At 44.5% G+C, this 20,714-nt stretch carries 21 protein-coding genes and 1 pseudogene; 8 read left to right on the forward strand and 14 right to left on the reverse strand.

All coding sequences use genetic code 11. The features are described from left to right. Positions 1-6: 6 nt before the first annotated feature. The 9 genes from DKT75_RS06080 to DKT75_RS06120 form a co-directional block, all read right to left on the reverse strand. A complete protein-coding gene (locus DKT75_RS06080) occupies positions 7-765 on the reverse strand; it encodes a hypothetical protein (RefSeq protein WP_109822534.1) in 759 nt (252 codons plus the stop codon). A gap of 236 nt (positions 766-1,001) precedes the next feature. Then, positions 1,002-1,607: a LysE family translocator gene (locus DKT75_RS06085; RefSeq protein WP_109822535.1), complete on the reverse strand. Its 606-nt coding sequence runs from the start codon at positions 1,605-1,607 to the stop codon at positions 1,002-1,004. A gap of 32 nt (positions 1,608-1,639) precedes the next feature. Further along, positions 1,640-2,161, reverse strand: a complete 522-nt coding sequence (locus DKT75_RS06090) for an ureidoglycolate lyase (RefSeq protein WP_109822536.1) — start codon at positions 2,159-2,161, stop codon at positions 1,640-1,642. 115 nt (positions 2,162-2,276) lie between these two features. Then, on the reverse strand, positions 2,277-3,284 hold the full coding sequence (alc, locus tag DKT75_RS06095) for an allantoicase (protein WP_109822537.1): 1,008 nt from the start codon (positions 3,282-3,284) through the stop codon (positions 2,277-2,279). Between the two features lie 39 nt (positions 3,285-3,323). Beyond that, the gene (gene uraD, locus DKT75_RS06100; RefSeq protein ID WP_245923106.1) at positions 3,324-3,848 is read right to left on the reverse strand and encodes a 2-oxo-4-hydroxy-4-carboxy-5-ureidoimidazoline decarboxylase; all 525 of its coding nucleotides are present in this window, start codon (positions 3,846-3,848) and stop codon (positions 3,324-3,326) included. A 6-nt stretch (positions 3,849-3,854) separates the two neighbouring features. After that, positions 3,855-4,778, reverse strand: a complete 924-nt coding sequence (gene puuE, locus DKT75_RS06105) for an allantoinase PuuE (protein WP_109822538.1) — start codon at positions 4,776-4,778, stop codon at positions 3,855-3,857. Between the two features lie 21 nt (positions 4,779-4,799). Next, entirely contained in the window at positions 4,800-6,065 is a 1,266-nt protein-coding gene (locus DKT75_RS06110) for a urate hydroxylase PuuD (protein WP_109822539.1), read from the reverse strand. A 91-nt stretch (positions 6,066-6,156) separates the two neighbouring features. Further along, entirely contained in the window at positions 6,157-6,513 is a 357-nt protein-coding gene (gene uraH / locus DKT75_RS06115) for a hydroxyisourate hydrolase (protein WP_109822540.1), read from the reverse strand. 78 nt (positions 6,514-6,591) lie between these two features. After that, complete coding sequence (locus tag DKT75_RS06120) at positions 6,592-7,962, reverse strand: uracil-xanthine permease family protein (protein ID WP_109822541.1); 1,371 nt, start codon at positions 7,960-7,962, stop codon at positions 6,592-6,594. Positions 7,963-8,322: 360 nt separating this feature from the next. On the opposite strand from DKT75_RS06120, the gene DKT75_RS06125 reads away from it, so the two are divergent. Both DKT75_RS06125 and DKT75_RS06130 read left to right on the forward strand, forming a co-directional pair. Then, positions 8,323-9,183, forward strand: coding sequence for a MurR/RpiR family transcriptional regulator (locus tag DKT75_RS06125; RefSeq protein ID WP_109822542.1), 861 nt, complete (start codon positions 8,323-8,325; stop codon positions 9,181-9,183). A gap of 19 nt (positions 9,184-9,202) precedes the next feature. Beyond that, positions 9,203-11,374: a malate synthase G gene (locus tag DKT75_RS06130; protein ID WP_109822543.1), complete on the forward strand. Its 2,172-nt coding sequence runs from the start codon at positions 9,203-9,205 to the stop codon at positions 11,372-11,374. A 153-nt stretch (positions 11,375-11,527) separates the two neighbouring features. On the opposite strand, the gene DKT75_RS22485 is transcribed toward DKT75_RS06130, so the two are convergent. From DKT75_RS22485 to DKT75_RS06150, 5 genes and pseudogenes are all read right to left on the reverse strand, one after another. Further along, on the reverse strand, positions 11,528-12,145 hold the full coding sequence (locus DKT75_RS22485) for an AAA family ATPase (protein WP_245923108.1): 618 nt from the start codon (positions 12,143-12,145) through the stop codon (positions 11,528-11,530). Positions 12,146-12,330: 185 nt separating this feature from the next. Beyond that, complete coding sequence (locus tag DKT75_RS22490) at positions 12,331-12,696, reverse strand: AAA family ATPase (protein ID WP_245923110.1); 366 nt, start codon at positions 12,694-12,696, stop codon at positions 12,331-12,333. A 54-nt stretch (positions 12,697-12,750) separates the two neighbouring features. Further along, positions 12,751-13,092, reverse strand: coding sequence for a hypothetical protein (locus DKT75_RS06140; protein ID WP_109822544.1), 342 nt, complete (start codon positions 13,090-13,092; stop codon positions 12,751-12,753). Between the two features lie 13 nt (positions 13,093-13,105). Then, a complete protein-coding gene (locus DKT75_RS06145) occupies positions 13,106-13,696 on the reverse strand; it encodes a DUF6232 family protein (RefSeq protein ID WP_109822545.1) in 591 nt (196 codons plus the stop codon). Positions 13,697-13,794: 98 nt separating this feature from the next. After that, positions 13,795-14,323, reverse strand: a pseudogene (locus DKT75_RS06150) (DUF808 family protein). Between the two features lie 306 nt (positions 14,324-14,629). Here DKT75_RS06150 and DKT75_RS06155 point away from each other — a divergent pair. The 6 genes from DKT75_RS06155 (at position 14,630) to DKT75_RS06180 (ending at position 20,602) form a co-directional block, all read left to right on the forward strand. After that, entirely contained in the window at positions 14,630-15,979 is a 1,350-nt protein-coding gene (locus DKT75_RS06155) for a CobW family GTP-binding protein (RefSeq protein ID WP_109822546.1), read from the forward strand. Further along, positions 15,967-17,019: a WD40 repeat domain-containing protein gene (locus DKT75_RS06160; protein ID WP_109822547.1), complete on the forward strand. Its 1,053-nt coding sequence runs from the start codon at positions 15,967-15,969 to the stop codon at positions 17,017-17,019. Before DKT75_RS06155 ends, DKT75_RS06160 begins: the two co-directional genes overlap by 13 nt. Before the next feature lie 46 nt (positions 17,020-17,065). Then, positions 17,066-17,884 carry an ABC transporter ATP-binding protein gene (locus DKT75_RS06165; RefSeq protein ID WP_109822548.1) on the forward strand — a complete coding sequence of 273 codons (819 nt, stop codon included), beginning with the start codon at positions 17,066-17,068 and terminating at the stop codon, positions 17,882-17,884. Between the two features lie 17 nt (positions 17,885-17,901). Then, positions 17,902-18,843, forward strand: coding sequence for an ABC transporter substrate-binding protein (locus DKT75_RS06170; protein ID WP_109822549.1), 942 nt, complete (start codon positions 17,902-17,904; stop codon positions 18,841-18,843). A gap of 3 nt (positions 18,844-18,846) precedes the next feature. Continuing rightward, on the forward strand, positions 18,847-19,887 hold the full coding sequence (locus DKT75_RS06175; protein WP_109822550.1) for a FecCD family ABC transporter permease: 1,041 nt from the start codon (positions 18,847-18,849) through the stop codon (positions 19,885-19,887). 223 nt (positions 19,888-20,110) lie between these two features. Then, the gene (locus DKT75_RS06180; RefSeq protein WP_109822551.1) at positions 20,111-20,602 is read left to right on the forward strand and encodes a MarR family winged helix-turn-helix transcriptional regulator; all 492 of its coding nucleotides are present in this window, start codon (positions 20,111-20,113) and stop codon (positions 20,600-20,602) included. The last annotated feature ends 112 nt before the right edge of the window (positions 20,603-20,714 follow it).

Here is a 20,714-nt window from a genome sequence, read left to right on the forward strand (position 1 = left end):
GAACGATTAATTTCTTGCTCTTGCCAACTGCTGCTGTCTAGCCTTTTGCTGAGCAAGGTATATCGCTCTTGCACGCTGGTGCTGCAATTGCTTTTGACGCACGCGTTCTTGTTGCTGCGCTAGGATTATTTGGCGTTTTCTGGCTTCAGCATTTCGCAAGTTCTGCTGTCTGATCTGCGCTTGCTTTTGCAGTTGCAACTGACGCTGCTGTGCTTGGCGCTGATTAGCGTTATTGTCATCAACCCACAGTGCTTGGTAAGCGTCTGGAGGAATAGCCATGATAGTGTCGCCAGTATTATCGGTTTGTACTGGACTAGGTGCAGCTGCTGGCGCTGCATTTTGCTGATTATCATCTGACCAAAGCGCTTGATACGATCCAGATGAGATATTCATTTTAGTTTCGCGAGTCACTGCCTGAACTGGCTTAGACGTGGTCGTCGCAATCGTATATGACTGCCCTGTTTTGAGCTTTCTAATCAACTTAAAACGTCGGTTAAAGAATTCAACCATTTGTTGGTTTTTAGCGGTCAGTACACCTGCTCCGCATTCAGACGCGGTATTCATTAGTGAAATAGTACTGTTTAAACCTGTTTCAAGCTGCTTACAATCAGTCTTACATTCTGAATACTGTTTAAGGCGAACGCTTGTGGTCTCAACGGTTTGACCGAGTGAGCCATTTGTCCATTCACAGCCAGCGTAAACGTTTGACGTTGCTGCAATCGTGATCGCACTAAAAAGTACGACTTTATTTATTTGGTATTTCATTTTAACCCCTGAAGAGAAAACGGCGTTGTTGTTGTAATTTCCGTTTATCTTAAGACATATTATGGCGCTTTATCATTGAAGGCACAACATTATACGATAATGTGTACCTTCTCAAAATAAGCCTAGATGAATGCCATTTTTTCCGATAATTACTAGCCTTTATTGCTATTTTATACCTCAATAATTAGAAGCATAGCGACAGTAAATTAATGGATGAAACCTATAAATTGACGACGTTATAGCGATTGATATAGAAGCCAAACTGCAATACCAATTAGCATAAGCCCAAAGACTTTACTTTGAACTTGAACCGCATAACTAGACGCAAACTTCTTAGCCATCCATGAGCCGCCAAACGACCACGTCATATGAGTGCATAAGTTAAGCACCAATAGCGCTAAACTCAGCGACAGCACTTCATAGATTATTGACTCATCTTTATCCAAAAACTGAGAGTACATTGTCATGACAATTGTTATTCCCTTGACGTTTAACGCTTGAGATATCACGCCATCCATAAAAGTGAGCTGACCTTCCAGTTCCTTTGTTTGAATGCCCTTTCGAATTAAAAACTTATAACCCAACCAAAGGATATACAAAACCCCGCCTATTTGGACGATGAAAAAAAGCTTGGGGTATTTCAGTACAATTGCTGACAAGCCGAAGCCTGCAAGCAACGCATAAGTCGTATAAACGAGATCAAGCCCTAGGATAAAAGGGATAGATTTTTTGAAACCATTTGACGCACCACAAACCGCGCATAAAACATTTCCCGGGCCGGCACTAAACACCAGTGGGAAGATAATCCCCAACCACAAGACAAACTCAGACAGTGAACCCATTGATCAAACCTTTAGCCTTAAAGTGACTGTCATTATTTCGGGATATCTAAGTGAACATCGACGTCAGGAAAGTGAAATTCCTCATAATTATTCCCTTCACCACCACGGTCAATCATTAACATTTTGATGCCATCAGCCAGTGGTGCCATCGGCATATGCCAGACGCTACGGTTGTAGTTGATCCCTTGCTTGCCATTGGTAATAAACGCACGAATATCGCTAGGCTCAATATGGTCTTGTGCAGGTGCTACCGCGACAATCATCGGTGTATCATCCATCGGAATAAACGCTTGGCTACCCAAAGGATGACGCTCCAAAAACACGATATGATATGGCAATGCTGTGGCTTTATTGCAGATCGCAATATTGATTAATGGACGCCCGCCCTCTGGCGTGACATCAATCGTTGCGAGATCATTAAACCGTTCAATCAATCCACCGTTGATACTAAAGTGGTTTTCACTGTTCGGGTCTGCTTCGATAACGTCGCCAAACGGGGCAAAGCCTTCAGCCGTTAATGGCTCAGCGACTAGCTGTATTTTCTTTTTTTCCATGATCAGTCACTCAAAATGGTGTTTGTTGTTTTTTCTGTTTACCAATGCAGGTGCGTCTACTCTGTATTAGCCACATGCATTGGCAATCTCGAAGCTGATGATGCAGCCGGACTAGTTAATCAGTCACAACCTTACCGAACATGCGCAAACGACTAATACCGCCATCAGGAAATGTGTTCAAACGAATGTGAGAGATTTTACCCAAGGCAATGATCTCTTTTTCAAAACGCGCAATCGCATCCATGGATAAGGACTGAGGGGGTAACAGTTCACGCCAGAAAATACTCTGAGGCACTAAAGACTCATCCGTACCATAGTCAACGAATGCCGCTTGTATCGAGCATTGATCAGGGAAATTACCTTTAAAGTGGGCGGTATCGACTTCAATCGTTTCAATTTCACCTGCACAGGCTAGTTCAAAGATAGCCCAGTCATTACCCGGCTCACGACGACGACGCGTTTCCCAACCATCACCCATATTGACACCACGGCCAGGGTTAATGATGTTTGTCGCAGCACCAAAATGCTCATCGTTAGTCACTACCGCACGGCCACCGTTGAGTGCCGACACTAAGTCAATACTGCCTTCTGCTGCTAACTTATCCCAATCATGCTGTAACTGACCGTAAACACGTAAACGTGCAATACCACCGTCTGGGTAAATATTAAGGCGAATATGCGTAAACGTAGCGTCAGTATCCAGCTCAAATTTACGTTGTGAGTTACCTTCTAATGGCGTTGAAACCACCAACTCAGTCCATACTATGTCATCACCCAACACATCATCGGTGCTTGAAGCGCAAGCATCAATAGACGCTGCCGCTGGGTAGTTACCTGTAAAATGAGACGTATCGACCAAAAACGAATGTAACGTCGCCTTACCGCCCAGTTTGATGATGCAGTAGTCATAACCTTCGTGACGCTTTCGACGCGTTTCCCAGCCGTCCATCCACTTGCCGTTGTCGTCAAACTTACCGTCAATAAATACCGCTGGCTCAGGCTTGATCAAACGGGCTTTATCCGCAAAAAAATCATCCGTAGCATAGATAACTTCAGCACCTAATCGTGGGTCAGCTAGGTTAGTGGGCTCTGAGAAAATAAGCGTATTTGTGTGTGAACTCATATTATTTTTGTCCTTCGCGGGTGTTATTCGTTTTAGCGCTTATGTGTTGGCAATATCGTCAAGTCGAAACAACGCAATCTTATTTATTTCGCTAATCGCTTGCTGATATTCAGCATCCCATTCATTGTGAATGCGTTCTTCAAAAGCCGCTAAAATGATGTGTCGGTTACTCCCCTTTACCGCTTTGATAAAAGGAAACTTAAATTTGTCTTTATAAGCTGTGTTTAATGCCTGAAAGCGCGCAAACTCTTCGTCGCTGCACTGATCAATGCCTGCACCTGACTGCTCTGAAGTCGACTCTTTAGTCAACGTTCCTTCCGCTGCCGCTTTACCCGCTAAATCTGGATGCGCATTTATCAACGCCAACTTTTGTTCTTTGCTAGCACTCGCCAACACCGTTTTAAAACATTGACTGAGTGACCCAACATCGTCTTGTTCAGCCGTGAGTCCATTTGCAAACACGGCCTCAGCAATCCATACAGAATGCTCATACACGCCACCGAATATTTCGATAAAACGCGCTTCAGTCATCAGGCTTGGTTTTTCATTAAATAGACAACTCACGATAAACTATCCTTTATACGGATGCTCTTGCATCCAGTGTTTTGCGATATCAACACGACGACAGATCCAAACACGCTCATGTGATTCGATATAATCTAAGATTCGTTGCAGCGCTTTAAAACGTCCCGGACGGCCCATCAAACGACAGTGCAAACCAATGGATAACATCTTAGGTGACTCTTCACCCTCTTCGTACAACACATCAAACGCGTCTTTTACGTACTGAAAGAACTGCTCACCACTGTTAAAACCTTGGGGTGTCGCAAAGCGCATATCGTTTGTATCAAGCGTATAAGGCACCACTAAATGCGGCACAGTTTTATCGTTACTTTTGGTGACTTTTGTCCAAAACGGCAAGTCGTCACCGTAGTTATCTGAGTCATACAAAAAGCTACCGTTATCTGCAACAAGTCGACGGGTATTCGGACTGTCACGCCCCGTGTACCAACCCTGTGGCGCTTCGCCTGTTAGGTCTTTTATGATCTGAATCGCTTTCTCTAAGTGCGCTTTTTCAGTCGTCTCGTCCATGTCTTGATAATGCAGCCAGCGATAACCATGACACGCAATCTCATGCCCTAAATCAACAAACGCTTTGGTCACTTCAGGGTGTCGTTCCAACGCCATCGCCACGCCAAAAATAGTCAGTGGCAATTCACGTTTTTCAAACTCTTTTAAGATACGCCATACACCTGCACGAGAGCCGTACTCGTAAATAGACTCCATACTCATATGACGATCAGGAAACGACTCTGCCCCAACGATTTCTGATAAGAATCGCTCAGAACCAGCGTCACCTTCTAGTACATTGTTCTCGCTACCTTCTTCGTAGTTCAGTACAAACTGCACAGCTATTTTTGCTTTATTAGGCCAGTTAGCATGCGGCGGGTTACGACCGTAACCAACTAAATCTCGTGGATATTCATTGCTCATTTCAATCAGTACTCTTCTTAATTAACGCGCTTGAGATAAAAACCAAGCATTAATAACGTCACGTTCTTCAGCCGTCATTTTCGTCATATTGGCGATCGGCATAACTTTAGTCACCACCGACTGTTGGTGTATTTTTATGGCATGAGTAGTAACTTGCTCAGCCGTGTCCATCAAGAAACCAGAAGGCGCAGAGCTAAAGCCCGCCATCGTTGGTGATGCGCTATGGCAGACCGTACAACGTTGTTGAATGATTGGCATCGCTTGGTCAAGAAGAGCCTCTGTTGACAGCGCAACAGTTCCATTCACATCAGACTTGCTCACCGCAACTGGTTTAGGTGGCGATGTGATTGCAAAACTAAGAATGAGCAAAATAGCAAATGCAATGGCTAATGGAATCAATGAGGCCGTCTTCTCTTCCCCACTCACAAAACCACGCTCAGCATTTTCTCGTGCGGCAAAGTGACGTTGCACAAAGTAAATTCGAATCAATCCACCGGCTAGCGTGATCCCCACCAATACGACCCAGTTCCACTCGTGACCAAACGTCATCGCATAGTGGTTACTGATCATGACAAACAGTACTGGCAAGGTGAAGAATGTGTTGTGTATTGAACGTTGTTTGGCACGCATACCGTGGATAGGGTCAACTGGCTCGCCTTTGCTAGCCGCTTCAACCATCGCACGTTGACCCGGCATGATAACGAAGAACACGTTACCCACCATGATTGTTCCTAAAATCGCGCCGAAGTGAATGTAAGCACCGCGACCACTAAATAGCTCGCACAAGCCCCATGAGGTAAAACATAACAGCACAAAAATTATTGCACCGAGTACCTTCTCGTTTTCTCCGAACTTTGATCGGCAAAGCACATCGTAAGTAATCCAACCTTGGACGATCACTGCAATACTTAAAACAATTGCGAAAGTTTTTGATAGGTCTGCAACAGATGAATCAATCAGGTAAAACTCAGCACCGTACCAATAGATAAGCGCGAGCATAAACATACCCGTGATCCACGTGGTGTACGCTTCCCACTTGAACCAATGCAGGTTCGCAGGCATCACCGAAGGGGCAACCTTGTACTTTTGTGCGTGGTAAAAGCCACCACCATGAACTGACCAAAGCTCACCACCGACACCTTTGTCGTTGTCACCGTCTTTTTTAGGCGACTCAAGATGGTTGTCTAACCATACAAAGTAAAACGATGCGCCAATCCAAGCGATACCAACGATCATGTGTAACCATCGGCCTAGAAGATTTAACCATTCAATAAGATGTGCTTCCACATTTCACCCTTTCAGCCCTGCTGATTTATACGTCTAACTTATTTAATAACAAATTTAAACTGCCACATCATCGTGGATGCGACTTGGCCTATTAGCTGCCGCGATACGTCGAATAACTCCACGGCGACACCAAAAGTGGCACGTGGTAATGATCTAGGTTTTGAATACCGAAGCAAATCGGTACGTCAGATAAAAATGGTGTGTCGCTGCTGTTATCTGCTGCAAAGTAGTCTGCAACTTTAAAGACGATCTTCCAGTAGCCTAGAGCAAATTCGTCTTCGTTTAATAGGGGTGTATCAGTACGGCCATCATCGTTGGTGATGACTGTTTTAACCAACTCGGCACTGGCATCATGTGCCGCACCTGACATTTTGTAGAGACATATTTCAACGCCTTTAGCAGGACAACCATTAGCCGTATCAAGTATGTGTGTAGTAAGTATGTTCATAGTCGCTCTATCATTTATAACCCTACTAGGATGGCCACTAAAACAGCGACCATCCCAATAGGAGTAAGGACTTAATTATCAGGCTTTTTCTTCGTCTGCCGCTTCTTCAGGAAGTACTAAATTAAGTATTATCGCGATGAATGCAGCAGGTAATAGACCTGAGCTTAGTAATATTTTAGCAGTAGCTGGTAAGTGCTGTAGTGCACCTGGCTCTAGCTGTAGACCTAGACCAATTGAGATTGCTAGTGCAAAAATCATCATGTTGCGCTTGTTCCATTTAACCTCAGACAACATAGAAGCACCCGCACTCACTACCATACCAAACATAACGATAACGCCACCACCCAACACTTCGATTGGGATAGATGAAATAACCGCACCGACTTTAGGAATGAAGCCACAGATGATAAGGAAGATCGCACCGATTGTTGCAACGTGACGACTCATCACACCTGTCATCGCAATCAAACCCACATTTTGTGAGAACGATGTATTTGGTAATGCGCCAAAGAAACCAGAGATCATTGTACCTAGACCATCAGCATACGTTGCACCTTTGATTTCAGCTTCTGTTGCTTCACGACCTGCACCACCTTTAGTGATACCTGTGACATCTCCAACTGTTTCGATCGCAGAGATAACACCCATCAAGCAAAAACCGATAACCGCTGCAAAGCTAAACTCAAAGCCAAACTTAAACGGTACTGGCATTGCGAAATCTGCTGCTCGGCTAACATTGTCTAAGTTAACCATGCCTAAGAAGTAAGCGACTATGTAACCAATAATCAAACCGACTAAAACCGCTGCTGAAGACAAGATGCCTTTGGCAAAAAACTTTAATCCGTAAGTACTAACGATGACAATAATCGCGACAGACCAGTTTTGTAAGCTCCCGTACTCTGGCTTACCAATCGCAGGAACACCACCCGCCGCATACTGAATGCCGACCTTAAGCAGTGCCAAACCGATCATTGTTACCACCAAACCTGTTACCAATGGCGGTAATGCAAAACGGAAGCGTCCAATGAAGGGTGCCAGTAAGGTATGAAATAAACCACCGGCTATGACACCGCACATTAAGACGCCCATCCCATCGACGCCCTTACCTGCTACTAGCGGAATCATGATTGGGATAAACGCGAAGCTAGTCCCTTGAACGATAGGCAGTCTTGCACCGACAGGTCCAAAACCAATAGTTTGAAAGAGCGTTGCGATACCGGCGAATAGCATCGACATTTGAATCATGTAAATAAGGCTTGGGAAGTCTGCGGAGTTGGACCCAAACCCGAACCCTGCTGCACCCGCAACAATAATGGCAGGTGTGACATTACTAACAAACATGGCTAGAACATGCTGTATCCCCAATGGTACGGCTTGAGCCATACCCGGAAAGTAATTGGGATCACGTAGCTGTGCTGGCGTCCCTATTGATGAATCTGCTTTTGACATAACGGCTCTCTCAAATAGTAATAAGTCTGTTAATGCTTAAGGTAAATACTACCTAAGTATCGAAATGCAAAAACCAAGCCAAAATTTGAATTTCACTATAAATGAGCAATTAACCGCTTGGGATTTAGCTGCTCACGCTAACACCATCTATCAGATACGTATATATATTAGTAACATAAAGATCAAAACAGTGCGCAACGCACCAAACAAGAGCAAAATAAATAGATTGACAATATATCTTAAGCGTTCGATATTAGGTTAAATAAATTCATTATGAAATTTTAATTTCACTATATATCAAGAGATCTTAAACCATAGGATGTCGTACAATCATCGGTCGGATTATTATTAAAGATAGCCATGACTAAAAAGAAGCACATCACTCTAGAAAGTATTATTGCGCAGCACTACGACACACTGCCAACAGCAGAGCGTAAGTTGGCTGATACTGTACTCGAGTTTCCTGGGGAGCTAGCATCCTATACGGCGACAGAGTTAGCTGAGATTGCTGGGGTTTCAAAAGCCGCTGCAACGCGCTTTTTTCAACGCTTGGGCTTTAGTAATTTTGAAGAAGCTAGACGACTTGCACGTGACTCTAAAAACTGGGGCTCACCACTCTACTTACAGACCAAAAATGAGCTGAATGAAACGACTGACCAGCACATTCCGCAGTACGTTGAAGAGGAGACCCAAAACCTCCAACAAACCTTCAACCACGCTGCGCTGAATGATCTTGATGAAATTTGTCATGCCCTTATCGGTGCAAAACGCGTTTGGTTATTAGGCTATAGAAATAGTCACTATGTGGCTGCTTATGCGCGCTGGCAGTTTATTCAGTTTAGACCCAATGTATTCTTACTACCGTCCAATGGTGGCGAAACAATGGCTGAGCATATCGCTGACATCCAAGAAGACGACATTGTCATTGTGATTGGTGTGCGCCGACGGGTTAACCAACTATTGAATATTATGCAGGCGATCAAAAACACCAAGGCCCCTATTCTGTATTTGACAGACCCTACGGCCAGCAAAACATCCGCTTATGCTAAATGGACGATTAAGATCCCTGTTTCTAGTGGTTTTCTGTTTGATAGCTACACTTCATTAATGAGTTTTACACGATTTCTAGCGATTGAGAGCTTCCGCATTTCTGGCGAGAAAGGCCGCAATCATTTAAAAAACATTGAAAACATTCACGACGACCTAAACGAATTTGAATAGGTTGATAGAGGACTAAATTATGCAAACCATCCAGAAGAACGGCTTAACCGTCGCGCAAGTACTGTACGACTTAATCAACGACGATATTTTGCCAGGTACTGATATTCGTACGGATGATTTCTGGCTGTCATTTGAGACAATAATTAATGACCTCTCCCCCATTAATAAGCAATTATTAGAGAAGCGTGAACACATACAGCAGCAAGTTGATGGGTGGCATCGTGAACATAGTGGGCAACAACACGATAGCGTCGCTTATAAGCAGTTCCTCAATGATATTGGTTATATCGTTCCAGAAGGCGACACGTTCTCTATCACTAGTGAAAACGTTGATGCGGAAATTGCCACAATTGCTGGGCCACAACTGGTAGTACCTGTAATGAATGCGCGTTACGCACTGAACGCGGCTAATGCACGCTGGGGAAGTTTGTACGACGCGCTTTACGGCACTGACGTCATTGATGATAGTAATGGTGCAGAAGTCACTAAAGCTTATAACCCTGTTCGTGGAGAGCAAGTTATTGGATATGCCAAAACATTTTTAGATGAAGCGGCTCTGCTTGTGACTGGCTCGCATAAAGATGCAACGGCTTACAGCGTCGTTGACGGCAAACTACACATTACCCTGACTGACGGCACTACAACATCGCTGACTGATGAAGAGAAATTCGTGGGTTATAACGGTGCTACAACTTCACCTAATACGGTTGTATTAAAAAACAATGCCCTACACATCGAGCTTTCAATCGACCCGAGCAAGCCGATTGGACAACAAGACTCTGCTGGCATTAACGACATTATCTTAGAGTCTGCTATTACCACTATTCAAGATTGTGAAGACTCAGTAGCGGCGGTAGACGCGGAAGATAAAGTACAAGTCTATAAAAACTGGCTGGGCCTAATGAAAGGCGACCTGACTGAGGTGATGCAGAAGAATGGCAAAACCATCACTCGTGCCTTACACCCTGACCGTGAATACCTATCACCGACTGGCGACTCATTCACTGTATCTGGACGAAGCTTGCTTTTAGTACGCAACGTTGGCCATTTGATGACTAATAACGCCATTATCGATAAAAATGGTAACGAAGTGCCTGAAGGCATTATGGATGGCATGCTCACTAGTTTGATCGCCATGCATGACTTAAAGGGTAACAGTCCTTACAAGAACTCTACCGCTGGCAGTGTTTACATTGTTAAACCCAAAATGCACGGGCCTGAGGAAGTTGCGTTTACTGACACCTTATTTACACACGTAGAAGATGCGTTAGGACTTGCCAGAAACACACTTAAAATGGGCATCATGGACGAAGAACGACGTACCACAGTGAACCTTAAAGAATGTATTCGTGCCGCTAAATCTCGCGTTATCTTCATTAATACTGGCTTTTTAGACCGCACAGGTGATGAGATTCACACCAGTATGGAAGCAGGTGCGTTCGTACCAAAAGCTGAAATGAAAGATCAGGCGTGGATTAGCGCTTATGAAGATTGGAATGTTGATATTGGTTTAGAGTGCGGCTTAATGGGACATGCGCAAATCGGTAAAGGTATGTGGGCTAAGCCTGAGGAAATGCAGCAGATGATGGAAGCGAAGATAGCGCATCCATTAGCGGGTGCAAATTGTGCATGGGTTCCCTCTCCAACGGGCGCAACCTTACACGTGATGCATTACCACAAAGTGAAAGTATCTGATCGCCAAAAAGAGCTAGCAACACGTCCGCGTGCCAGCCTAGATGACATCCTCACTATTGCGACCATGCCTAGCACAAGAATGCTAAGTGCAGAGGAAGTCCAAAAAGAGCTGGATAATAATGCTCAGAGTATCTTAGGTTATGTGGTTCGCTGGATTGACCAAGGCGTAGGTTGCTCTAAGGTGCCTGACATTACCGACACTGCACTCATGGAAGACCGTGCGACATTGCGCATTTCTAGTCAGCACATGGCTAACTGGATACACCATGGTATTTGCACTGAAGAACAAGTGACTGAAACACTTAAGCGTATGGCGGCGATTGTTGATCAGCAGAATGCCGATGATGCTGAGTACACAACTATGGCACCGGACTTTGAAAACAGCATTGCTTTTCAAGCGGCGGCGGAACTGATTTTTAAAGGTAAGGAGCAGCCTAGTGGATATACGGAGCCGATGTTGCATAAAAGACGGTTGGAGAGGAGGCAGAGTTTATAGCTAGCATCAGATGTACTAACTCAGATTTGATCTGACAGTTACCCTCTTTTATGGGTACCTGTTAGATTGGACTTAATCTAGTACAGCATAATAGTTCACGACCTTAGTGCTAGTAACAATACTATGAGTCAGACCATATTACTCACTTTAAGCCTAGTTGTTTTTATCAGGCCACTTCCACATCGGCTCATCTAACATACCTTGACCAACCACAGTGGTTTGCCCCAAGTCCTTCTCTAAAGCAATCGAGTTGCAGTCTTGTGCTTGTTCTAAGGCAGCAATCAACCTTGGCGCGTGTGACACTACCCAAACCTGAGTCGACTCAGACGCTTTGATAATGAGGCGTGCTAATGAAGGCAATAAATCAGGATGCAAACTAGTCTCTGGCTCGTTTAACACCATCAACGGGGGTGGGCGTGGCGTTAACAATGCAGCCACCCACAGCAAATATCGAAGCGTGCCGTCAGACAGCTCAAAACCCGATAACGGACGCAATAATCCATACTGGCTAAACTCAACTGAAAAGCGACCACCCTCTTGCTTCAGAACACTTAACTCCGCCCCTGGAAACGCGTCGCTAATCGCATCGGATAAGGCTTGTGAATCACCTATTTCCTTTATCGTTTGAAGCGCTGCCGCCAAATCATGACCATCACTCGCTAGTACAGGTGTCCGCGTACCCAACTGAGATTGCCGCGCAGATGCATCGACATCCGTTCGGAAGTGATCGTAGAAACGCCAGCCACGGATATTCTCTCGTAAAGTCACCACTTCTGGTGTTCTAACAGGGTCAGCTACTTGACTAAATAAGCTATCAAAGGTGTTTGCATGGCGAGTAATAACATCCCAGTTACGGCCAGATCGAGACTTGATAACTGAGCCTTCTCTCTCTATTAGCGAGCTTGCTGGACGATACGAATGGCCTGCCCAAATACACTCTTTCTTGATCTCAGGGTCTAGCGAAAAGCAGAAAGTGATGGGGTCGGTAAACCTAAAGAAATCGAATAGCCAAAATCATCACCTGAGAAGCCTAATCTCAGTCTAGCTCTATTTTTCATAGGGCCGCCCTGAACGGGCACTTCGCCGCTTTTCATTCTTTTATTGATGTTTTCAGGGCCAGCCCAAAAGGTAGAACCTAAGCCACCCTCTTGTGCTAAGGCGCTAACAACGCCACCTTGCGCGGTTTCGGCTAGTAAACGAAGGGCTTTGTAGAGGTTAGATTTTCCACTCGCGTTCGCGCCTGCGACCACGTTTAAGTTACTTAGTGGGATGACTAGGTTTAGTAGTGATCGGTAGTTGCTGATTGAGAGTGTTTTTATCATAAGGCTTGGCCGAAACAACATTTATTACTTTAATAAATATAACTTACTATGAAATCAGCTTTGCCCCTTCCAGCTTTTAATTGCTCCTATTATGAAGCTTGCGGCTGGATGGTTAAGGGCTTGACCCAGCGCATCAATACTCCCATCCTTAAGTGAACCCATAATTTTTTCAGCTAATGATCGATCATTCTCTATATGCTCAATTACCTTAGTCGCTGCTTCCATGTGAGCGAGAGATGTGGAGCTTTCTTCTGGTATCAGCTTCCTAATTTCTAATGCAATTTCATTAATTTGTTGGTTATTTGTAGTCGTATCATTTGTATGCGTAACACCACCTTGAACATTTCCGACGACAATATTTGAATTATGTACACTGCCTATTTTTACTTTACTCATTATCCGCCCTGATTTATATATTATTTACAACATCACCATCCACATTACCACCAACAAAGTTAGAGTTATTAACTGACTCAATAGTAAAGTTATTTTCCTGGATTACTTCAGTCGTTTTAAAATTATAAGTTACCGCTCTTTTTCTGCTTTCATCATCAGATATGACTTGATACAAACTTGTAACAATGTCTTTTATAAAAAGCTCATTATTACTAATAAAAGTCTGATTTTTACCGCTATTTAGTTCGATACTTAATCCATACTTAAACGTCTTTGTGTATGGCACATGGGATTTATGGCAAAGGTATGATACCAGAATGAGAATAATGCCTATAAGTCCAGCCATGAGCATAACGTAGTCGTTATATAAATCCTTGAACTTATAAACTAATAGCGCAACCAAAAATAGGATTATTACACCAAGCACCCACAATAAATTAACCCATTCTGGTAACGGGTTCTCATGGCTTTTACTACTTGAGCTTAGCTGCACAGAGGTTATATTTGAAATTTGGTATATTGTATTATCGAAGATCAATGCATTACCCCTTACCTTAAGGACATTGACCTCTAAAATACTTTCTTTATCGTGTTGATTTGACATTAGACTGTTTTTCTAACAGCTGAATTAAGCTGGGCAGTATAAGACAATACAGACAATGTGTAACCAAAGAAAACACTAACCCATGCTTTTTGGCTTACTTAACGATCGATAAAAATATATGTTTGAACACTACCCGCCCTAAATAATTGACTATCATCTAGAACAGATAAGCTGTGAAACTCTATAGAAGCATCTGTTAGATTAACTATGAGCTTCTTCTTTGGGTCTTCGTACGGTGATTTATCAAGCTCATTACTATCATCACCGTCTTTTCTATGGCTAAACTTCTCCACCAGCTTTTCCGTACCCTCATAACACAGGTAAGCACCACCAACCATTAGCACTGGCGCAATCAAGAAGGGAAGAAAAGCACTTAGCAACAATGCTAGCGGCAGCAGTATCACGACTTTGCTAAACAACGACCCCTTTGCGATACGCCAGATAATCGGAAGCTCACGTGCTGGATCAAGCCCAATAACGTAGGCGGGTGTTACCGCCATCTATCACTACGCTAGCAGATTTTGACCCTGCCCGCATAACAGCAACGCCAATATCATCGAGAGAGGCAGTAGCCAGTTTGGCTATCGCTGCTACATCGTCAAATAATGCTAAAATTCCACTGGCCATTTCTATTATTCGCCTTTGAACTAGTTATTTGTTCAAGCACATACTGACTGATCAGAGCGCATGAGTTGACGTTGTAAAACCGCAATACGATCAGCAGTACTGCTGGTGCTCCACTCTGACAGTAACCACCCATAAAGCCCCAAAAAAGCCAAATAAATTTTATGTCGCCTGTTGAGCATCAATAGTTACTAATACCTGTGAGAAAGTATTGTAGACATTAATGATACGTTATAACATATCATTAATGTCGCCCCAAAGTGCAATCAAGACAAACCATTTCGTTTATCTCAAAAAAGGACAACAACGATGTCAGCAACGAGTTCCACTATCCCAGTCACTGTACTCACAGGATTTCTAGGTTCAGGGAAAACCACCCTACTCAACCGTATTTTATCCGAGAACCACGGAAAACGAATCGCAGTCATCGAGAATGAGTTCGGTGAGATCGGTGTCGACAACGACTTAGTCATCGGCGCTGAAGAAGAAATATTTGAAATGAACAACGGTTGCATTTGCTGCACAGTCCGTGGCGACCTGATCCGCATTCTTAGTAACTTGCTGAAACGTCGTGACAAGTTCGACCACATTATGATCGAAACCACAGGAATGGCTGACCCTGGCCCAGTCGCACAAACATTTTTCATGGATGATGAGTTGCGTGAAGCAATGAGCCTTGATGGCGTGGTGACCTTAGTTGATGCTAAACATGTTTTACTCCACATTGACGACAGTGACGAAGTCAAAGAGCAAATCGCCTTCGCTGACGTGATCTTGTTGAACAAAGTTGACCTCGTTTCAACGACAGAGCTAGATCAATTAGAAGCGCGTATTCACGCGATGAATTCGGCTGCAAAGATCTATCGTACACAAGACGCAGCCATAGATATGGATAACGTGCTGAACCTCGGAGGCTTCGATCTAGATCGTGCCCTTGAAGTCGACCCTAAGTTTATGGAACCCGAATATCCGTTTGAATGGAGTGGATTGTATGCGCTTGAGGCCGGTGACTACCGATTTCTTCTGGGCGCAGGTCCAGACCCAGCAATGAATATGAATTTTCGTTCCGCAGAAGCCGCAAGCGAGACTGCGATGCGAGAAACAGTCGAGAAAGCCGTACTCGTTTTCTCCGATAATGAAGTCGAGCTGCAAACAGGTGCGGTGATCGAACCCAGCGAACAATTGAGTCAAATCAATCTAGAAGGCGATCAACTAGAGTACATACTGCGCGTACCCGCAGCTGGCGCTTATACCCTGTTTACTGAGCATCATCCTGATGAATTTGAAGCCTACATTACAGATGCTCAGGGTAATCGAGTAGAAGCGAGTTTTGAGCGTGAGTACAAGCCAGACCATGAACATGATGAAGACGTTACATCCGTAGGCATTAATACACAGGGTGATTTAGACCTAGACAAGTTTCAAGAATGGTTGCGAGTATTACTGGCTGAGCAAGGCGCTGATATCTTTCGCATGAAGGGTATATTGTCTTTTTCTAATTCAGAAAAACGTTACGTATTTCAGGGTGTTCATATGTTGTTCGATGGACGCTCTGACCGTCCTTGGCGCGAAGGCGAGCGTAACAATTCACTCATATTCATTGGGCGAAACCTAGACCGCGAAGCGCTAAATGCAGGGTTCAATTCATGTCTGACATAGATCTTTCAGAATATGATAGCGAGTTGGTCTCAGAATTGTGGAGTATAGAATTAGACGATTACATTATCGACCTAGCGATATCGCCTGATTCAAACAAACTGGTCGCAGCGACCGTCGAAGGCTCGGTTTTTCTAATCGATAATCAGGGTGATTCTGCTCAGTCGACGTTGATTGGACAACATGCTAATGGCATCAACTCGGTATCTTGGCGTAGTGATGGCGCCGAGTTCGCAACAGCAGGACAAGACGGGCTGGTAAAAATTTGGGATGGCATTTCAGGAAAAGTACTCAGCACCCTCGAGGCTGGCAACAGTTGGGTTGGGAAAGTTGTTTACAATCATCATCGCAATATATTAGCCACAGCTGCTGGCAAGCACCTGAAGTTATGGGATGAACAATATGAAATCATCTACGAATCTTCTGATCACGCGAGCACTATTGCTGATGTCGCATGGAGCCCTAATGGGTCAGAAATAGCAGTCGCAGCATACGGTGGCGTTACTCGACACAAACCTGACCAAAAGAACTCGATAAAAAAGTACACGTGGAAAGGCTCAAGCCTTGCGATGGCTTGGAGTCCTGATGGAAAGTACATTTCCACTGGCGAACAAGATTTGACCGTTCACTTTTGGAACGTTAAAACCGGAGAAGATGCTCAAATGTCTGGGTTTAGCAGCAAAGCACTTGAGTTAAGTTGGAGCACCAATGGCCGATGGTTAATAACCGGTGGTGGTATAGATATCTGTTTGTGGGACTGTAGTGGTAAAGGGCCTGTCGGTCGAACACCTCGCCAATACGCTGGACATTACAACAAAGTCACTCAGCTAGGTTTTCAACCTGATGGTGATTTGCTGGCTTCGACCGATGCCGATTCGTTTCTCTTTATGTGGGATCCAATTAAACACGAAAAAATCATTGGAGGCGCTAAGTTTTCAGCCCCCGCAAGCTCCTTGCAATGGTCCCATGAGGGCAAGCTTGCCATAGGGCATGAGAATGGCAAAGTTAGACTCCTTGAGGTCAATTCGATCGCTGAAAAATAGCATTTATCCCAACCACTGCTGACACACAAATACTAGGTTATACCCTATGCTAAAAATACCCTCTAAAACCTCAAGTGTAAGTATTGAGTCAGCCGCTACGCTATCGGTTGAAAATGTCAGTTGGTCATCCGCAAAAAGCGAGCGGATGATCCTTTCTCCGATCAGTTTCAGTTTGGAACCGGGCCGTATTCTTGGGGTGACAGGGCCTAACGGTGCGGGTAAATCAACACTACTTCGGCTGCTCTACCGTTACCACATGCCCAATACAGGCTCTGTAAAGATCAATGGTGTAGACATTTGGTCTATACCCGCACGTGAAGCTGCGCGTACCGTTGCGGCTGTTTTACAAGAACAACCAACAGACTTTGCTTTAACGGTACATGAAATCGTTTCACTGGGTCGCATACCTCATCGTAAAGGTTTTAGTGCTGCACATGGAGCGCACGATACCAACATCGTACTCAACACCTTGGACCGATTAGAACTAAGTCATTTTGCAAACCGTCAATTCGGCACACTATCGGGTGGAGAGCGTCAGCGTGTCATGGTTGCTAGAGCATTAGCGCAAGAGCCAAAACTGATGGTTCTGGATGAGCCGACCAATCATCTTGATATACGCCACCAACTAGAAGTACTGGAACTCATCCGTGACTTGCCATTGACCATCGTGACTTCACTACACGACTTAAATATGGCCACCTCAGTCTGCGACGATGTCTTGATTTTGAAGGATGGCCGCTCATTAGGTTTCGGCACACCAGAAACCGTTTTCTCAGAAGAAACAATTTCAAACGCATTCCGTGTCACGGCAAAGCGAGACCGTCTTGTCTCTAGCAATGCCAAACACCTTAGCTTCAATCTTTAAATAAATAGGAAAAACTTATGAAACGCTTAATGATAGGGATGATTTCATCCCTCGTTGTCTGTGCAGATTTAGCGATGGCAGCGACAACTGTCAATAGCTGTAACCGAACGGTGACATTCGAGGAACCACCTAAGCGCGCCATCTCAAATGATGTAAACCTTACTGAAATGATGCTGGTGCTAGGCTTAGCTGATCGTATGGTGGGCTATACGGGTATTTCAGGCTGGAAAACACTGGATGAAAAAATGCGAGCAGGCGTTAAGGCACTCCCCGAGCTATCGGCCAAGTACCCTACAAAAGAAGTACTAATAGGCGCCGATGCAGACTTTTTCTTTGCAGGTTGGAATTACGGCATGAAGGTCGGCGGTGAAGTCACGCCTGAAACGCTCGCGCCTTTTGATATCAAAGTGTATGAGCTGACAGAAAGCTGCACACACATCATGGAAAAAGGTAAAGCGACTATCGATGATATGTATGCCGATATCACCAACCTCGGTGCGATTTTCGATGTAGAGGAGAAAGCGGCGGAATTAGTGAAAGGTTATAAGTCTGAGATTGCGTCATTCACTGACAGTCTTGAAAAAGCAGACAAGCCACCACGCGTGTTTGTTTATGACAGTGGAGAAGATGCCCCCTTCACCGCTGGACGATACGGGATGCCAACGGCGTTAATCGAGGCCGCTGGGGGACGTAACATCATGCAAGACTTTGACAAGAGCTGGGCAACCGTTACTTGGGAAGAAGTGGTCGAGCGTAACCCCGAGATTATTGTGATTGTTAATTATGGCAAAGTGACCGCTGAACAAAAACGCAAATACATGATGTCTAACCCTGCCTTTGCAGAACTAGATGCAGTTAAAAATGATCGTTTCGTGACACTTGAATATGTGGAAGCGACACCAGGGCCTCGTAACATTCAGGCCATTAAAACCTTAGCAAAAGCGTTCTCGAGTAAATAACCCATGACTGAGAGAGCAATAGAAACAAATAAATCCACTCGACCCATACTTGCTATTGCTGGGGTGCTAATACTATTGATCTCTCTCTCCATCGCTGTGTCTGTGGGAGCCGTTTCAATCTCTACGGGCACAGTGTGGGGGATTTTTCTCAATAAAATTTCTCCAGAACTGGTCGAGCAGACATGGAGTAAAGGTCGAGAGTCTATCGTGTGGGAAATTCGTTTTCCACGTGCGCTATTAGCCGTGATGGTGGGAAGTGGGCTTGCTTTAGTGGGTGCAAGCCTACAGGCTGTGAGTCGTAATTCTTTGGCTGACCCTCACCTGCTTGGCATATCCTCAGGCGGTGCCTTTGGGGCTATTTTCGCACTGTTACATGCTGGAATGTTTTTAGGGTTATTGACTGTTCCACTGATGGCGTTTGTTGGCGCGCTATTAGCCACGCTTATTGTATTTAGCGTATCAAGGCTAGCTAATGCCTCCAGCGCTGATCGATTAGTACTGGCAGGTGTCGCTGTGTCCTTTATTGTCATGGCGGGCGCAAACGGCCTTATTTTTCTAGGTGATCCAAAAGCAGCTCATACCGTCATTTTCTGGATGCTGGGTGGTCTTGGTCTCGCACAATGGGATCAATTGATGTACCCACTGGTCATATTGATTGCTAGCGGCGCATGGCTAACGAGTCGTGCTAATTCACTCAATGCAATGACCGTTGGTGACAAGACAGCAACGACGCTTGGCATCTCTGTGGCACAGTTCCGTATTACCGTCTTCGTGGTTGGTGCATTGATTACAGGGGTGATGGTGGCCTTTTCTGGGATTATCGGCTTTGTAGGTTTGATGGTGCCTCATGCCGCTCGGATGTTAGTAGGGGGTGACTACGCACGAGTGCTCCCTGCATCAGCATTGATCGGTGCAATCTTTCTCCTTTGGGCAGATATTATCGCACGAACGGTGATGGCTCCCGAAGACATGCCAATAGGCATTGTCACAGGACTTATCGGTGGTGTGTTTTTTGTTTGGTTACTAGGACGACGAAAGGCCTAATCGCCAAACAAAACACTTTACCGTCTTATCGAGAACATATTCTAGGTTGATGTAGGGGAAATTTTAAGGCCAAAAAACAACCCAATAGTTATACTGCGTCGCTATGACACAACAACTATTAGATAATGAAAAAGCACTTAAATAAATATCCACTTTCATTAGACATCTAAGTAGTTCATGATTTGTATAACGCCCATATTGTTAGCTAATTGGTACCCTTAAAATGAAGCAACCCGAATATTGGAATGATGTTCTTGTCTCTTTGCGGCAAATTATCAGAGCGACAGACATTCATTCGAAACAAATGATTAAGAAATCGGGACTCACCATCCCTCAGATCATGGTACTTAAAGCGGTCGATGAACTAGGTGATGTTACTATCAAACGCATATCTGCCGAGGTTTCACTGAGTCAGGCCACTGTCACAACCATACTAAATCGCCTAGAAGAGCGTAAAATCGTTGAGCGTGTTAGAAGCTCTATAGACAAGCGCATAGTCAATGTCAGACTTGCAGAGAAAGGCTCACTGGCTCTGGTTGATGCTCCCTCGCTACTGCATGAAAAGTTTATTGAAAACTTTGAATCACTTGCGCAATGGGAACAAACCCAGATTGTATCCTCACTACAAAGGGTCGCGAGCATGATGGATGCCGAAGAAATTGACGCTGCACCGATGCTTGATATAGCAAATTCAGACAAGTTAAGCGCACAATAATCAATTTTCATACGGGTTTATAAATTATATCATGTTGAACCAATAGATTAATTTGAACACTAATGATTAGACCTGTAACCTACAGAACAATTTTGATCAAAATGGAGTTCTT

Source organism: Leucothrix arctica (genome assembly GCF_003172895.1).
Lineage (GTDB): Bacteria > Pseudomonadota > Gammaproteobacteria > Thiotrichales > Thiotrichaceae > Leucothrix > Leucothrix arctica.